General features: G+C 70.3%; 13 protein-coding genes. 8 read left to right on the forward strand and 5 right to left on the reverse strand.

From position 1 onward, the window contains the following. A complete protein-coding gene (locus AAME72_RS09365; protein WP_348789973.1) occupies positions 1-1,344 on the reverse strand; it encodes an alpha-L-fucosidase in 1,344 nt (447 codons plus the stop codon). 65 nt (positions 1,345-1,409) lie between these two features. Between AAME72_RS09365 and AAME72_RS09370 the strand changes: the two genes are divergently transcribed. The 3 genes from AAME72_RS09370 (at position 1,410) to AAME72_RS09380 (ending at position 4,522) form a co-directional block, all read left to right on the forward strand. Continuing rightward, positions 1,410-2,366: an aldo/keto reductase gene (locus AAME72_RS09370; protein WP_348789974.1), complete on the forward strand. Its 957-nt coding sequence runs from the start codon at positions 1,410-1,412 to the stop codon at positions 2,364-2,366. A gap of 55 nt (positions 2,367-2,421) precedes the next feature. Beyond that, the gene (locus AAME72_RS09375) at positions 2,422-3,126 is read left to right on the forward strand and encodes a GntR family transcriptional regulator (RefSeq protein ID WP_348789975.1); all 705 of its coding nucleotides are present in this window, start codon (positions 2,422-2,424) and stop codon (positions 3,124-3,126) included. A gap of 103 nt (positions 3,127-3,229) precedes the next feature. Continuing rightward, on the forward strand, positions 3,230-4,522 hold the full coding sequence (locus tag AAME72_RS09380) for an enolase C-terminal domain-like protein (RefSeq protein ID WP_348789976.1): 1,293 nt from the start codon (positions 3,230-3,232) through the stop codon (positions 4,520-4,522). Positions 4,523-4,542: 20 nt separating this feature from the next. Here AAME72_RS09380 and AAME72_RS09385 read toward each other — a convergent pair whose 3' ends face one another. Then, positions 4,543-5,289 carry an SDR family oxidoreductase gene (locus AAME72_RS09385; protein ID WP_348789977.1) on the reverse strand — a complete coding sequence of 249 codons (747 nt, stop codon included), beginning with the start codon at positions 5,287-5,289 and terminating at the stop codon, positions 4,543-4,545. 30 nt (positions 5,290-5,319) lie between these two features. Next, a complete protein-coding gene (locus tag AAME72_RS09390; RefSeq protein WP_348789978.1) occupies positions 5,320-6,171 on the reverse strand; it encodes a fumarylacetoacetate hydrolase family protein in 852 nt (283 codons plus the stop codon). Positions 6,172-6,260: 89 nt separating this feature from the next. On the opposite strand from AAME72_RS09390, the gene AAME72_RS09395 reads away from it, so the two are divergent. Continuing rightward, positions 6,261-6,599 carry an L-rhamnose mutarotase gene (locus tag AAME72_RS09395; protein WP_348789979.1) on the forward strand — a complete coding sequence of 113 codons (339 nt, stop codon included), beginning with the start codon at positions 6,261-6,263 and terminating at the stop codon, positions 6,597-6,599. 111 nt (positions 6,600-6,710) lie between these two features. Here the strand turns inward: AAME72_RS09395 and AAME72_RS09400 are convergent, their stop codons facing one another. Then, entirely contained in the window at positions 6,711-8,372 is a 1,662-nt protein-coding gene (locus tag AAME72_RS09400) for a ricin-type beta-trefoil lectin domain protein (RefSeq protein WP_348789980.1), read from the reverse strand. Between the two features lie 128 nt (positions 8,373-8,500). Beyond that, a complete protein-coding gene (locus AAME72_RS09405; RefSeq protein ID WP_348789981.1) occupies positions 8,501-9,517 on the reverse strand; it encodes a LacI family DNA-binding transcriptional regulator in 1,017 nt (338 codons plus the stop codon). Between the two features lie 79 nt (positions 9,518-9,596). On the opposite strand from AAME72_RS09405, the gene AAME72_RS09410 reads away from it, so the two are divergent. Genes AAME72_RS09410 through AAME72_RS09425 form a run of 4 tightly spaced genes read left to right on the forward strand, consistent with a single transcriptional unit; the run spans position 9,597 to position 14,938 of the window. Next, positions 9,597-10,961: an extracellular solute-binding protein gene (locus AAME72_RS09410; RefSeq protein ID WP_348789982.1), complete on the forward strand. Its 1,365-nt coding sequence runs from the start codon at positions 9,597-9,599 to the stop codon at positions 10,959-10,961. Between the two features lie 13 nt (positions 10,962-10,974). Beyond that, positions 10,975-11,889: a sugar ABC transporter permease gene (locus AAME72_RS09415; protein WP_348789983.1), complete on the forward strand. Its 915-nt coding sequence runs from the start codon at positions 10,975-10,977 to the stop codon at positions 11,887-11,889. Positions 11,890-11,891: 2 nt separating this feature from the next. Beyond that, entirely contained in the window at positions 11,892-12,830 is a 939-nt protein-coding gene (locus tag AAME72_RS09420; protein WP_348789984.1) for a carbohydrate ABC transporter permease, read from the forward strand. Positions 12,831-12,832: 2 nt separating this feature from the next. Continuing rightward, complete coding sequence (locus AAME72_RS09425; protein ID WP_348789985.1) at positions 12,833-14,938, forward strand: glycoside hydrolase family 2 TIM barrel-domain containing protein; 2,106 nt, start codon at positions 12,833-12,835, stop codon at positions 14,936-14,938. Positions 14,939-14,940: the final 2 nt, after the last annotated feature.

A 14,940-nucleotide genomic window follows, 5' to 3' on the forward strand; every position in this document is an offset into this window, starting at 1 on the left:
TCAGCCGGCCAGGCCGAACCGGACGAGCGTCGGGCCGGCGACGGAGGGCTCGGGCACGGTCAGCACGATCGTCCCGCCGTCGCGGCGCACGGCGATACGGTTGCCGTCCGCGAGGCGCGCGCTCGCCGCGTCCACCGCCGTCGACGCGGGGATGCGCACCTCGCCTACCGCGTCCACGAACGCGTTCGCGGTGTCGCCGGTGCGGGTCCAGCGCAGCCACGGCGTCTCCGACGGCCCCGCGATCGCCGTGTCGAGCGTGGTCGAGCCGAAGACGGCGTCGCCATTGATCGCATTCCAGGCCGCCAGGTGCTCCAGCGTCCTCCGCTGCAGCTCCGGGACGGTGCCGGCGGCGGTGAGTCCGATGTTCAGCAGCAGGTTGCCGCCGCGCGACACGATGTCGACGAAGGACTCCACCGCCGCGGGGCCGCTCAGCAGGTGCGTCGCGTCCTCGAGTCGGTTGTAGCCGAACGAGTAGCCGATGCCGCGGCAGTTCTCCCACGCGCCGGACCGCTCGACGTCGGTGTCCTGCTGGTACTCGCTGGTGCGGTAGTCCCAGTGCGTCTCGCCCCAGCGGTCGTTGGCGACGCCCTCCGGGTTGGCGGCGTAGAACCGCTCGAACAGCGACTCGGCGCTGAACGGCCCGGACGGCTTGCCAGCGTCCGGCCAGTCGATGTCGTTCCAGAGGACGTCGGGGGAGTAGCGGTCGATGAGGTCGAGGACCTGCGCGTGCGCGTACTCGGCGTAGGCCGCATCCACCGGTCGGACGAACGCCTCGCCCTCCGCGGTGATGGGCGGCAGCTGCGAGAAGTGCCAGTCGAGCCCGCCGGAGTAGTAGACCCCGAAGCGCAGCCCGGCCTCGCGCGTCGCCCGCTCGAACGCGGCGACCAGGTCGCGGTGCGGTCCGCGCGCGACGGTGTTGCGGTCGCCCGTGCCGGGCGCATCCCAGAGCGTGACGCCGTCGTGATGCTTGGTGGTCGGCACGAAGTACCCCGCCCCTGCCCTCTTGACCAGCGCCAGGACGTCCGCTGGGTCGAAGTCGGCGGCGTCCCAGCGGTCGAGGAAGTCGTCGTAGGGAGCGTCGCCGTAGGTCGCGCGGTGGTGCTCGGCGGCCGGGCTGCCCTCGATGCGGATGGTGTTGAAGTACCACTCGGCGTAGGGGTTGTGCGTGAACCAGTAGCTGTCGTCGATCGTCCCGAGCTCGCCGATCGGCTCCGCCCACGCCGGGACCGAGTACGGCCCCCAGTGCACGAAGACGCCGAGCTTCGCGTCGGTGAACCAGGCGGGCACCTCGCGTTCGAATCGTCGGTAGTTGCCGGGGCGGACGAGGTCGGTGCTGGAGGCCACGCTGCGATTCTCCTTCGACGGCGAACGGATTGAGGTGGGGGCTTCGGTTCGCATATCCTATAGGAATGACGCCCGCCCTGCAGCTCGGTCCGATCGGCTACGGCACCGCGGCCCTGGGGAACCTCCACGACGCCCGGCCCGACGACGTCTGGCCTGCGATCGTCCCCGCCGCCCGGGAGGCGGGCATCCGCTACTTCGACACCGCGCCGCACTACGGGCTCGGCCTCGCCGAGGAGCGCCTCGGCGAGGGGTTGCGCGCCCTGCCGCGCGACGAGTTCGTGCTCTCGACGAAGGTCGGCCGCATCATCGAGCCGAACCCGGATCACCGTGCGGGCGGCACCGACATCGCCAACCTCTTCGACGTCCCCTCCACCCGGAGGCGCCGCTTCGACTACTCCCGCGACGGCGTGCTGCGATCGGTGGAGGACTCGCTGAACCGGCTCGGCCTCGACCGCATCGACATCCTGTTCGTGCACGATCCGGATGAGCACGAGCGGGAGGCGCTCGACGGCGCGTTCCCCGCGCTCGAGGAACTGCGCTCGCAGGGCGTCATCCGCTCCTACGGCGCCGGGATGAACCAGTCCGCGATGCTGACCCGGTTCGTCCGAGAGACGGATCTCGACATCGTGATGTGCGCCGGCCGCTACACCCTGCTGGACGGCGCGGCCGCCGCCGACCTGCTCCCGGCCGCGGAGGAGCGCGGCGTGAGCGTGGTCGTCGCCGCGGTGTTCAACTCGGGCATCCTCGCCACGGACCGGCCGCGCGCCGACGCGACGTTCGACTACGGGGCGGCGCCCGCCGCGCTCATCGAGCGGGCCGGGCGGATCGCCGACATCGCCGCGGGCTACGGAGCGACCGTGCCGCAGCTCGCCGTGCAGTTCCCGCTGCGGCATCCCGCCGTGTCCACCGTGGTGCTGGGCGCGGAGACCCCGCAGCAGATCGAGCGGAACGCCCGGCTCGCCGAGCCCGCCGTGCCGGACGACCTCTGGGCGGAGCTGGAGGCGGCGGGCCTGCTCCCGTGAGCATCCTGCATCCTCTTTCCTCTACGGAACAGGTCGCTCGGCCTAGGATGTGCACATGAGCATCGAACGCGCCGCGGGCGACCACCTGCTGCCCGCGCGCCGCGCGCTCGCGGACGACGTCTACGATGCGGTGCTCGGCCTGCTGATGGACCAGGTGATCGAGCCGGGCGCCCGCGCCAGCATCGACGGCATCGCCCGGCAGCTCGGCGTCTCGCCGACGCCGGTGCGCGAAGCGCTCGCGCGCCTCGAGTCGGAGGGGATGGTCGTCAAGAAGGCGCTCAAGGGCTACACGGCCGCCCCGCTGCTCGACGCCGAGGGCCTGCGCGAGCTGTTCGAGATGCGCCGCCTGCTCGAGCCGCACGCGTCGCGCAGCGCGGCCGGGCGGATGGATGCGGAGACGCTGGCGGAGCTGGAGGCCCTCTGCGAGCAGATGCACGCGAGCGGCGCGGCGGCCCAGGCCGGCGATGACCGCTTCGAGGACTACAAGGACTTCGCGAAGCAGGATGCGGACTTCCACCGCATCATCGCCGAGCAGGCGGGCAACGCCCTGCTGGCGGACGCCGTGTTCCGGCTGCGCTCGCACCTGCACCAGTACCGGCTGTACTTCGAGCACGGCGTGGCCGAGGAGACCTCCGAGGAGCACGACGCCGTGCTGGCCGCCCTGCGCACAGGCGACGGTCGCGGCGCCGAGCGTGCCATGCGCGACCACATCGACCGGTCGTACGAGCGCATCGCGAAGAGTCTCGCGGGCGAGCGCTAGCGCGGCGTTCGCGCCTCGCCCGGTGCCGGCGGTCTTGTCGCGCTCGCTTTCGGTTGGCTATATCCAATAGGATATTCGCATCGCCGACCGAGAGGAGCGCGCCGTGAGCATCGTCACCGGCTTCGAGACCCTGGATGTGCGCTTCGAGACATCCGCCCTGCTGGACGGCTCCGACGCCATGAACCCGGACCCCGACTACTCGGCCGCGTACCTGCGCGTGCGCACCGACGCCGCCGACGGGGTGGATGGCCACTCCTTCGTGTTCACGATCGGCCGCGGCAACGACGTCCAGGTGGCGGCGATCGACGCCGTCGCGCACCGCGTGCTCGGGCGTGATGTCGAGGCGATCCTGGACGACCTCGGCGGGTTCTGGCGGGAGTTCGTCCACGACTCGCAGCTGCGCTGGCTCGGCCCGGAGAAGGGCGTCATGCACATGGCGATCGGCGCCGTCGTGAACGCGTTCTGGGACCTGAAGGCCAAGCGCGCCGGCCTGCCTCTCTGGCAGCTGCTGGCCGGGATGACCCCGGAGGAGCTCGTCGCCCTGGTCGACTTCCGCTACCTCAGCGACGCGCTCACCCCCGAGGAGGCGCTCGACCTGCTGCGGGCCGCGGAGCCCGGCCGAGCCGAGCGCGAGCGGGAGCTGCTCGCGCACGGGTACCCCGCGTACACGACGACCCCGGGCTGGCTCGGCTACCCGGACGACAAGCTCCGCCGGCTCGCCAGGGAGGCGGTCGACGACGGCTTCCAGCAGATCAAGCTGAAGGTGGGGGACCGGCTGCAGGACGACCTCCGCCGGCTCGCGATCGCACGCGAGGAGGTCGGCCCGGACATCCGCATCGCGATCGACGCCAACCAGCGCTGGGACCGCGACCAGGCGATCGAGTGGATCCGCGCGCTCGAGCGCTTCGACCTCGCCTGGGTGGAGGAGCCGACCAGCCCCGACGACGTGCTCGCGCACGCGGCGATCGCGAAGGCCGTCGCCCCGGTCCCCGTCGCGACAGGGGAGCACGGGATGAGCAGGGTGCTGTTCAAGCAGCTGCTGCAGGCGCGGGCCGCCTCCGTCGTCCAGATCGACTCGACGCGGGTGGCCGGCGTGAACGAGAACATCGCCATCCTGCTGCTCGCGGCGAAGTTCGGCGTGCCGGTCTGCCCGCACGCGGGAGGGGTCGGGCTCTGCGAGGCGGTGCAGCACTTCTCGATGTTCGACTTCGTCGCCGTCTCCGGCAGCCAGGACGGTCGCATGATCGAGTACACGAAGCACCTCCACGAGCACTTCGTCGCCCCGGTGGAGGTGGCGGGCGGCCGCTACCGCGCCCCGCTGACCCCTGGCATCGGCATGGAGATGCTCGACGCGTCCCTCACCGCCAACGAGTTCCGCGCCGGCACCCCGGCCTGAGCCGCCGCGAGCGGGCGTGCTCAGCGGCGCGGGCGGAGGGAGTACATCCCGCCGTCGACCGGGAGGATGACGCCGTTGCTGGATGCCGAGCCCGGCGAGGCGAGGTAGGCGACCGCCTCCGCGACCTCCTGCGGCCGCACCAGGCGCCCGCTCGGCTGGCGAGCCGCGAGGGCCGCGCGTTCCGCATCGGGGTCAGCCGCGCTCTCCAGCAGCCGACCGACCCACGGGGTGTCCGCCGTGCCGGGCGCCACGGCGTTGACCCGGATGCCGAGCGGCAGGCAGTCCGCCGCGATCGCCAGCGTCATGGCCGAGATCGCGCCCTTGGAGGCGGAGTACAGCACGCGCTGCGGCAGCCCTGCCCACGCCGCGATCGAGCTCGTCAGCACCACGGCGGGCGAGGGCGACTCGCGGAGGTGCGGCATGGCGTGCCGGATGGTGCGGGCCGAGCCGATCACGTTCACGTTGAGCACGCGCATCCACTCGTCGTCGGCGTTGGCCTCCACGTCGCCCTGCGCGCCGATCCCCGCGTTCGCGATCACGATGTCGAGCCGGCCGGCGTCGGCGACCACCGCGGCGATCGCCTCGCGAACGCTGGCGTCGTCGCCGATGTCGCAGCGGATGCCCGTGTGCGGCTCGGCGACCGCCGCCGCGTCGAGGTCCAGGGCGAACACGCGGGCCCCGCGGCTCGCGAGCTCGTCCGCGATGGCCTTGCCGATGCCGGATGCTCCGCCCGTGACCGCGGCCACGAGCCCGTCGAAGTCGGACAACGTCGTCTCCTTCTGGTTGGGGATGTCGGTTCAGAGTGCGGCGCGCACGGTCGCGCTCTGCTCGCCGAGGCCGTCGATGCCGAGGCGCACGCGGTCGCCGGCGGCGAGGTAGGGGAACCGGCCGGACAGGCCGACGCCCTCGGGGGTGCCGGTGTTGATGAGGTCGCCGGGCTCCAGGACGGTGAACCGGCTCAGCCTGTAGACGATCTCGGCGACGCCGAAGATCAGGTCGGTCGTGGACGAGTCCTGGCGCGACTCCCCGTTCACCGTCGACCAGATGCGCAGGCCGGAGCCGTCGCCCACCTCGGCGGTCGGCACCAGCCACGGCCCGAGCGGGTTGAACGTCTCGAAGCTCTTGCCCTTGCTCCACTGGCCGAGCGAGCGCTCCAGCTGGTACTCGCGCTCGGAGACGTCGTTCGCGACCGCGAAGCCGGCGATATGCTCCAGCGCCTCCTCCGGAGAGGAGAGGTAGCGGGCGCGTGTGCCGATCACGGCGGCGAGCTCGACCTCCCAGTCGGTCGTCGTCGACTCCGGCGGCAGCAGGATGTCGTCGTGCGGTCCGACGACGGTGTTGGGGTGCTTGTAGAAGACGACGATGTCGGCCGGGGGTTCCGCACCGGACTCGCGGGCGTGCGCTGCGTAGTTCATCCCGATGCAGATGACCGCCTGCGGGCGCGCGATCGGGGGTCCGTAGCGCAGGCCGTCGGTCGCGAGCTCCGGGAGCCGCCCTGCGCGGGCCGCGGCCTCGGCGCGGGCGAGGCCGTCGGAGGCGAGGAAGGCGCTGTCGATGTCGGCGGTCAGCGGGCGCAGGTCCCAGGTGGTGGAGCCGTCGCCGACGGCGGGGATCTCCGCGCCGGGTTCGCCGAGCCGCATGAATCGCATCGAGGGTCCTTTCGTCGGGCTTCCGTGACCCTCGTCAGCCTATTACTATTTCCTATAGGAATCCAAGATCGTCACCCTCGGAGGCAGCCATGCGCGTCGCCCTGCACTCGGTCCTCCGCGAGGGCCACGAGCTCGCCTACGAGGAGGCGCACGTCGTCATCCCGGACGACCTCGTCGCCGCCTTCGCCAGGGTGGGCATCCACGACTGGACCATCTGGCGCAGCGGACGCGACCTCTTCCACCTCGTCGAGTGCGACGACTTCGCCGCCGCGATGCGCGCACTCGCCGACGACCCGGCCGACCAGCGCTGGCAGGCGTTCATCGGCCGGCATGTCGACCACTTCGAGGGCGCGGACGACGGCGAGGAGGGGCGCATCCTCGGCCGGGTCTGGGACCTGGCCGGGCAGCGCGCGACCGCCGGCCGCTGACGCGAGGCGGCGCCGCTGCCGAGGGCCGCACGGATGCCGGCCGCACGGACGCAGGCCGCGACCCTTCCCGTCGGGAGAGCCGCGGCCGTTCGTCACGCGACGTGCCTCAGCTCACGCCGGGAGCGTCCACTGCTGGGTCCACAACCCGTTGCAGTCGTAGATCTGCAGTTTCGTGCCGTCGGTGGTGACGCCCTGCGGGTCGTCCAGGCAGCGTCCCGACTGCGGGTTCAGCAGAGAACCGTTCGCCTGGTGCACCCACTTCTGAGCTCCGGAGCCGTTGCACTCCCACAGCTGCACCTTGGTGAAATTCGCCGTGCCCTGGGCGTCCACATCGAGGCACTTGCCGAACGCGCGGATGCTGCCATCGGGCGAGACGGACCAGTCCTGTCCGGTGGCGACGCCACAGGTCCAGAGCTGGGCGCGATTGCCGTCGGCCGCAGTGTTCGTGTCGACGTCGAGGCACTTTCCGCCGGGCCCGGTGATCGCTCCCGTCGGGCCGGGCAGGGTGCCGGATCCGACGCGCACTTCGCACTGGTTCCCGACTCCGAGCCAGGTCGCGGCGAAGTAGAGGAACGTCGTGCCGCTGCTGAGCGGGATCGCGGGCGTCGAGTAGCCGGGGCAGGAGGGGACGCCCGCCGCGTAGCCGCCCGTTGGGTTCACGGTCACCGGTGCCGTGGCCTCGTACCAGGTGCCCGCGCCCAGTTGGGTGTTGGTGAAGAGCACGGTGCCGGACTCCGCGAGCACGGTCTTGTTGCCGGTGGGCCCCGCGACGACGCGCTGTCCGGAGAGTAGGAGCGTGCCGTTCGGGCCTCCGCCGGCGGCCCACGAGATGTAGGGCGTGTGCAGCAGTTCCCGGTCGTCGGAGGTGCGGACCAGCGTGCCCTTGTCGCCTGCGGCGCCCCAGTTCAGCCCGTTCGCGCTGAACTTGATGTAGACCTCGCAGGCGTGGTCGGCGTTCGTCCCGTCGCGGCAGAGCTCGTAGCTCATGACGAACCGGCCGTCGGGCAGCTTCGCGAATGTCTGCATGCCGGGACGCGCGAGGTTGTCGGCGGGGAACACGACGTCGTCGGTCATCGCCGCGCTCCAGGTCGCCCCTCCGTTGGTGGAGGTGTAGTGACCGATCTTCTGATTGTTGGTCGCGCTGTTCGCCGGGCGCTCATCCGAGATGAAGCAGGCGAGCGTGTTGTCGTTCGCGACCACGAACGACGGCTCCCAGATGCCGTGGCCCCAGGTGTTCGGGAGGCCTGAGGTCTGGGTGCAGTTCGAGAGGAACGACCAGCTCGCGCCGCCGTTCGTGCTCTTGAAGACCTCGACCTTCTGGGTCGTGTAGTCGCCGACGTGCCACGCCGTTCCCGCCGCGAGGATGTCGCCGGCATTCAGTCCGGGGATGGTGCGTGGCACCTCGAAGAGCGTCGGGGCTTCGATGTCCCAGCCCGGCGTGTTCGAGGAGATCGTGGAGATCTGGGTCCAGGTCGAGCCGCCGTTGGTGGTCCGGTAGACGGGAAGTGTCCCCGGGGCGTTGTGGCCGGCCTTGGCGAAGGTGGCGAGCACCGTGTCGGCCGGTGTCCCGTCGTGCTCGAGAGCGATCGCCCGCGGATACCCGGCGGTCCCGTTCGGGAACGCGGTGAGGTTCGGCGAGTACAGCACCGAGCCGGGGAGTGCCGCCTCGGCCGGTGGCGCCGCTGTCGGCGAGAGCGTGAGCACCGCTACGGCGGCGAGTGCCGCTGCGGCGAGCAACGGGAGCCGTCGCCCTGGACGCATCGTCGTGTCCATGAAGAGTCCTCTCTGGTGAGACGCCCGCCGCTTTGCGGACGTTGCAAATGACCCTGCCAGGCCTTTGCCATCGTTGCAAGACCTGATTCGCGAGCTTTTCGGATCGCCGCCGACGCGCGGCGCAGGCGTCAGGAGGAGGGCGCGGTGCTTTCCCGGACGATGAGGCGGTGCGGTGCCACGACCTCCTGCGCCGGCATGTCCGGCTCGTCGATGCGGGCGACGATACGGCGCACCGCCTCCCGCGCGATGAACGGCGTGTCGAGGGAGACGGTGCTGAGCGAGGGGCGCGCGAAGCGGCCCTCCTCCACGTCGTCGATGCCGATGACGGCGATGTCCTCCGGCACGCGGAGGCCCGCGTCGAACACCGCTCGCATGGCGCCGATGGCGAGGAGATCGGAGAAGCAGAGGATGGCGTCCGGCCGCGGGTCCAGCGCGAGGAGTTCCTGGGTCGCACGGTACCCGCCAGGGCGGCTGTAGTGGCCGGCGGGCTTCACGAGGTCCGGGTCGTGCGGAAGCCCTGCCTCCGCGAGTGCCTCGGCGTAGCCGGACTCGCGCTGAAGGGGGGTCGCGTACTCCTCGGTCGGCTGCGAGCCGATCGCGGCGATGCGGGACCGGCCGGTCCCGACGAGATGCGCGACAGCGTCCTTCGCCGCCTGGACGTTGTCGATGGCGACGTGGTCGTAGCGCCCGTCGAACTCGTGCTCGCCGAGCAGCACGAGCGGCATCCGGGTCGTGCCGTGCATGTCCAGCAGCTCCGACTTGGTCACGAGCGGGCTGAACAGGAGGCCGTCGAACAGCATCGTCCGCTCGTCCCCGAGCAGCAGCTGCCGTTCGCGATCGTGGTCGTAGCCGGTCTGGTCGATCATCACCCGGTAGCCCGACAGCGCGGCGGCGTCGATGACCTCCCGCGCCAGCTCGCTGAAGTAGGGGACATCCACCTCGGGGACGACGAGCGCGAGCATCCCGGTGCGCCCGGTGCGCAGCGTCCTCGCCACCGGGTTCGGTCGGTAGTCGAGCTCCTCGATGGCGGCGAGCACCCGGGAGCGCATCTGATCGCTCACGTGCTCGTACCCGCTCACGACGTTGGACACCGTGCGGACGGAGACCTTGGCGAGCTGGGCGACGTCGCGCAGTGTTGCTGGCATGGAGTCATCGTAGCGTTTGCAACGTTCGCAAACGAACGCTACAGTTTGCATACGTTGGCAAAACACGAGGGAGTGTCCCATGATCCATCACCCGAGACGACGGGCACGCGGCATCGCCGTCGCTGCGGCACTCGTCGCCACAGCACTGACCCTGACCGCCTGCGGCCCCGATATCGGCACCGCGGGCGGCAGCACCGCCTCCACGCGCCTCCAGGCGCCGGACACCGACCAGCCGGAAGGCGAGATCACCATCTGGGACCGGTCGGGCGACCTGTTCAAGGTGTTCGACGGCGTCATCGCGGACTTCAACAAGAAGTACCCGAAGATCACCGTCCACCACGAGGCCGTCGACATCAACGCCAAGCTGCAGAACACCCTCATCACCGGCACCGACGTGCCGGACGGCGTGTTCCTCGATGACGCGCTGGTGAGCAGCTACGCCGACCACCTCTGGGATCTGAGCGACGTGCTGAAGCCGTACGTGAAGGACATCGCACCGCAGAAGATCGACGCGAACACCGTCGACGGCGGAATCTACGGCGTCCCGTACGACCTGAACCCGGGGCTGCTCTACTACAACGCCACCGCGCTGAAGGCGGCGGGGATCGACCCGACCGGCATCCGCACCTACGACGACCTGCTCTCCGCGGCCCGCGCCTATCAGAAGGCCAAGCCGGGGGCGAAGCCGATCCACCTCGAGCAGGGCGCGTTCCTCGGCCAGCTCCAGCTGGAGATGTACGCGAGCCAGCTGGGCACGTCATTGGCCGACGCGAAGGGAACGCTCCGCCTCGACAGCCCGGAGTACAAGCAGATCCTCACCTTCCTCGACACCGTCCAGAAGGAGGGGCTCGGCACCCGCGCCGAATATCTCGGCCAGAGCGACATCGCGGAGCTGGAAGCGGGCAACGAGGTCTTCTACCCCTGGGCCATCTGGTTCAGTTTCGCCCCGCAGCAGCTCCTGCCGAAGACGGCGGGCGACTGGCGCGCCATGGAGCTTCCGGCCTGGAAGGACGGCGGCGCGCGCAGCGGCGCGATGGGCGGATCCTCGTTCGTGCTCCCGAAGGATGGCAAGAACTCCCAGCTGGCCTGGCTCTTCTACAAGTTCCTGATGTATGACAAGGCCGGCTACTCCGCGGTGTGGGGCCCGAACGACGTCTACCCCGAGGGCCTCAACACCTCGATCCCGGCTTACCTGCCTGCCGCGGAGTCGTCGAAGCCGCTCTTCCGTCCCGTGCCCGCACTCGGCGACCAGGACCTGTGGAAGGTGGCCACCGAGGCCGGTGCGCAGATCCCGGCCGGCACCGCCATCCCCTCCTGGTGGAACGGGTCGACCGACTACCTGGGCGCGGACCTGCAGCGGATGTTCGACGGAGACCTCACTCCGGAGCAGGTGATCGAGAAGGCCGGCTCCGACATCCAGAGCAACCTCATCGACCGGCAGTGACACCGAGAGAATCATGACGACAACAGCCCTCCCCTCCGCGGCCCGGCGCCGCAGGCGCCTCGGCGGCCCTCAGACCCGCCGTCGACTCGCCCCGTACCTCTTCGTGATGCCGTTCGTGGTGATCTTCCTCGCGTTCAGCGTGTACCCGTTGATCTTCACCGCCCGGCTGAGCTTCACGAACTGGCACGGCACCGGTGCCGCGGAGTGGGTGGGCTGGGGCAATTACACCTACCTGCTCAGCAGCCCGGCGTTCTGGAGCTCCCTCGGGAACTCGGCGGTGCTGTGGCTGCTGATCGTCCCGGTGCAGATCGCGCTGGCCGTCGTCGTCGCCGTGCTGCTCGACTCCGCGAAACTGCGACTGCGCGGGATGTACCGGGTCGCGTTCATCGTCCCGTTCGTCACGCCGCTGGTCGCCGTCGCGCAGATCTGGGTCGTGCTCTTCGACCAGGACCACGGCGCCGTCAACGCGCTGCTCGGCGTGGTCGGTCTGCCCGACATCGGCTGGCTCACCACCAGCGCGTGGGCCAAGCCGACCCTGGCGCTCCTGTTCCTCTGGAAGACGACGGGGTTCATCGTGATCATCCTGTTGTCCGGGCTCCAGTCGATCGACCGCTCGATGTACGAGGCGGCGGACCTCGACGGCGCCTCGCCCGTCCGTCAGCTGTGGAGCATCACGGTCCCGCTCCTCCGGCGGACGATCATGTTCGCTGTCGTGCTGCAGACGCTCGCGGTCTTCCAGATGTTCGCGGAGCCGTTCGTGGTCACCCAGGGCGGCCCGTACAACTCGACGACGACGGCCGGGTACTACCTCTACAACCACATCACCCGAGCGGACCTCGGCACAGGCGCGGCGAACTCGTTCCTGCTCGTCATCCTCGTGATGATCCTGTCGCTCGCCTTCGTCCGCCTGCTCCGAGCGAAGGACTGATCATGGCCACCTCCACCGTCCTCGAGGGCCCTGCCGACTCCGCCGGGACCGCAGCGGCCGGACGACCGGATGCGGCCGGCCCGGTGCGCAGGCCGCGCCGCACGCGCCCGCGGATCGGCACGCAGGCCTTCCTGATTCTCCTGCTCGTCGCCTTCCTGGCGCCGGTCGCGTGGGCGATCGTCTCGGCGTTCAAGCCGGCGAACGACATCATCCGCGACCCGCTCGGCTTCGACCCGTCGACCTTCACACTCGCCAACTTCACGGCGATGTTCCACGATGTGCCGATCGCGCAGGGCTTCCTCAACACGGCGATCGTGCTGGTGGTCAAGGGTGCGATCACCCTGTTCTTCGCCCCGCTGGCGGCCTACGCGTTCGCCAAGTACGACTTCGTCGGCAAGAACCTGATCTTCGGGACCGTGCTCGTCACGCTTATGCTCCCCACGATCGTGCTCATCATCCCGCTCCTTCTGGAGATGAAGACGTTCGGCTGGGTGAACACCTACCAGGCGCTCATCCTCCCGGGGTCGGTGGACGCGTTCGCGATCTTCTGGATGCGTCAGGTCATCGCCGCCGTTCCGGATGAGCTGCTCGACGCCGCCCGTGTCGACGGGTGCGGTGAGTTTGGCATCTTCTGGCGCGTTGTGGTCCCGGTCATCCGCCCGGGGCTGGCCGGCCTGGCCGTGCTGACCATCATGAACATCTACAACGACTTCGTCTGGCCGGTGGTCGCGGCGAGCTCCGACCGTATGGCCACCCTCCAGGTCGTGCTCTCGACCCTGGCGCAGAACATCACGGGCAACAGGATCGGGGCGGACTACGCCACGGTGACCGGCGAACTGCTCGCCGCGAGCTCGATCGCCCTCATCCCACTGCTGGTGCTCTTCATCGTTCTCCAGCGTCACTTCATCAACGGCATCCTCGCCGGCAGCGTGAAAGGCTAACCATGACACTCTCCACGACCGACTCCGTCGCCACCGCAGGGACGGCGGCCTCGGAGCAGCCGCGACCGGAGTATCCGCGCCCGGACCTCGACCGCTCCGCCCGCTGGCTCAACCTCAACGGCACCTGGCACTTCGAAGCCGAGGACGCCGACTCCACGATCACGGTGCCGTTCGCGTGGGAGACCACGGCGTCCGGAGTGAATCGGGCGTGGCTGGAGCGCGGTGTGTACCGGCGGGAGCTGAGCGTCCCGATGGAGTGGGAGGGATCGCGCGTCGTCCTGTGCTTCGGCGCCGTGCATCACCGCGCCGTCGTCCGCATCGACGGCAGCCTGGTCGGTGAGCACACGGGAGGCTACGAATCGTTCGAGTTCGATGTCACCGACTTCGTGGTCCCCGGCATCCTCTCAGAGCTGACCGTGGAGGTGGAGGCGCCGGCCGACAAGCGCGCCATCCCGCACGGCAAGCAGCGGTCGATCCCGCGGGACGACTACGACGGCGTCTCCTTCACCCCGACCTCGGGCATCTGGCAGACCGTGTGGCTGGAGGCCCGCGGGCGCACCTACGCGCGCGCGGTTGCCCTCCGCGGCGACAGCCTCACCGGGTTCGATGTCGTGGTGGAGGCAGCCGGCGACACGCCTGCCGACGCGGTCGTCGTGGCTCGCGTGCTCGGCACCGGTGAGACGGTCGAGCTCCGTACCGATCCGACGGGGCGCGCGGCCGGGCGCATCGAGATCGATGCTCCACGGCTCTGGTCGCCGGCCGATCCGCATCTCTACCGGGTGGAGGTGACGGTCGGTGAGGGCGAGAGCGCCGACACGGTCATCGTGACGTCGGGCCTCCGGAGCATCCAGGCGCGCGGGGAGCAGCTCTTCCTCAACGGCGAGCGACTCTATCTGCGCGGTGTCCTGGATCAGGGCTACTGGCCGGAGACCGGCCTCACCGCCCCGGACGCCGACGCCCTGCGGCACGACATCGCCCTGGCCCGCGACCTCGGCTACACGCTCGTGCGGAAGCACCTCAAGTACGAGGAGCCGATCTGGCTGCACGAAGCCGACCGCACCGGCATGCTCGTCTGGGCGGAGCCGGCCTGCCCGAGCCGGTTCTCCGCGGAGGCCGCCGCCGCGTTCGAGGCGCAGCTGCCAGCCCTGGTCGAGCGCGACGGCAACCACCCCTCGATCGTGATCTGGGGTCTGTACAACGAGGAGTGGGGGCTCGACTGGGACATCCCCGGCAGCGACGCGCGCGCTCGCGCCGCAGAACACGCCTACGAGACGATGCGCGCCCTCGACGACACGCGGCCGATCGTGGAGAACTCGGGCTGGTCGCACGTGCGCACCGACCTGGTGGACTGGCACTACTACGAGCCCGATCTCGCCGAGTGGAAGCGTGCGGTCGCCGCCATGGCGGAGGGGACGCAAGACGAGTTCCCCGTCCGGCTCGGTCCCGACTTCGTCGTCGACAAGTCCTACTACGCCTCGGACGCGTTCCCGCGCTCGGGCGTCCCCATCCTCAACAGCGAGTACGGCGAGGGGTTCACCAGCCTCGAGCGCGCCTGGCATCTGCGCTGGGAGACGCAGGAGCTGCGCCGCCACGACCGGTTCGCCGGGTACGTCTACACCGAGTTCGCCGACGTCGAGCACGAGGCCGCGGGACTGCTCACCGCCGATCGCCGCGCGAAGGAGTGGGGCGGGCTCGTGCCCGCGGACGTGAACGCCGACACCGTGATCGTGGTCGACCTGATCCCGCTTCGCGCGGGGGCCGACATTCTGCCTCCCGCCGAGCCGTTCCCGCTCGTGGCGCACGTCTCGCATCACGGCACGTCGCCGGCGACCGTGCGCCTGCACGCGGCATGGCTCAGGGCGGGCGCGCCGGCGGACGGTCAGGCGGCGGTGGCCGCGCGTGCGCAACCGCAGTCGTCGACGCCGCGCATCGCGGTGAACCCGTTCGAACTCTCCGCGGGCCTGGAGCTCACCGTCCCCGCCGCACCGCTCGGTGGCCGACTTATGGTCTGGGCGACGGACGAGGAGGGCGACCTCGTGGCGCGCACGTTCATCGACGCGGCGGAGGTGGAGGAGCCGAACCGGCGCGGTGCCCGCAGCGACGGCTGAGC

Origin of the sequence: Leifsonia sp. NPDC080035 (assembly GCF_040050925.1) — a bacterium.
Lineage (GTDB): Bacteria > Actinomycetota > Actinomycetes > Actinomycetales > Microbacteriaceae > Leifsonia.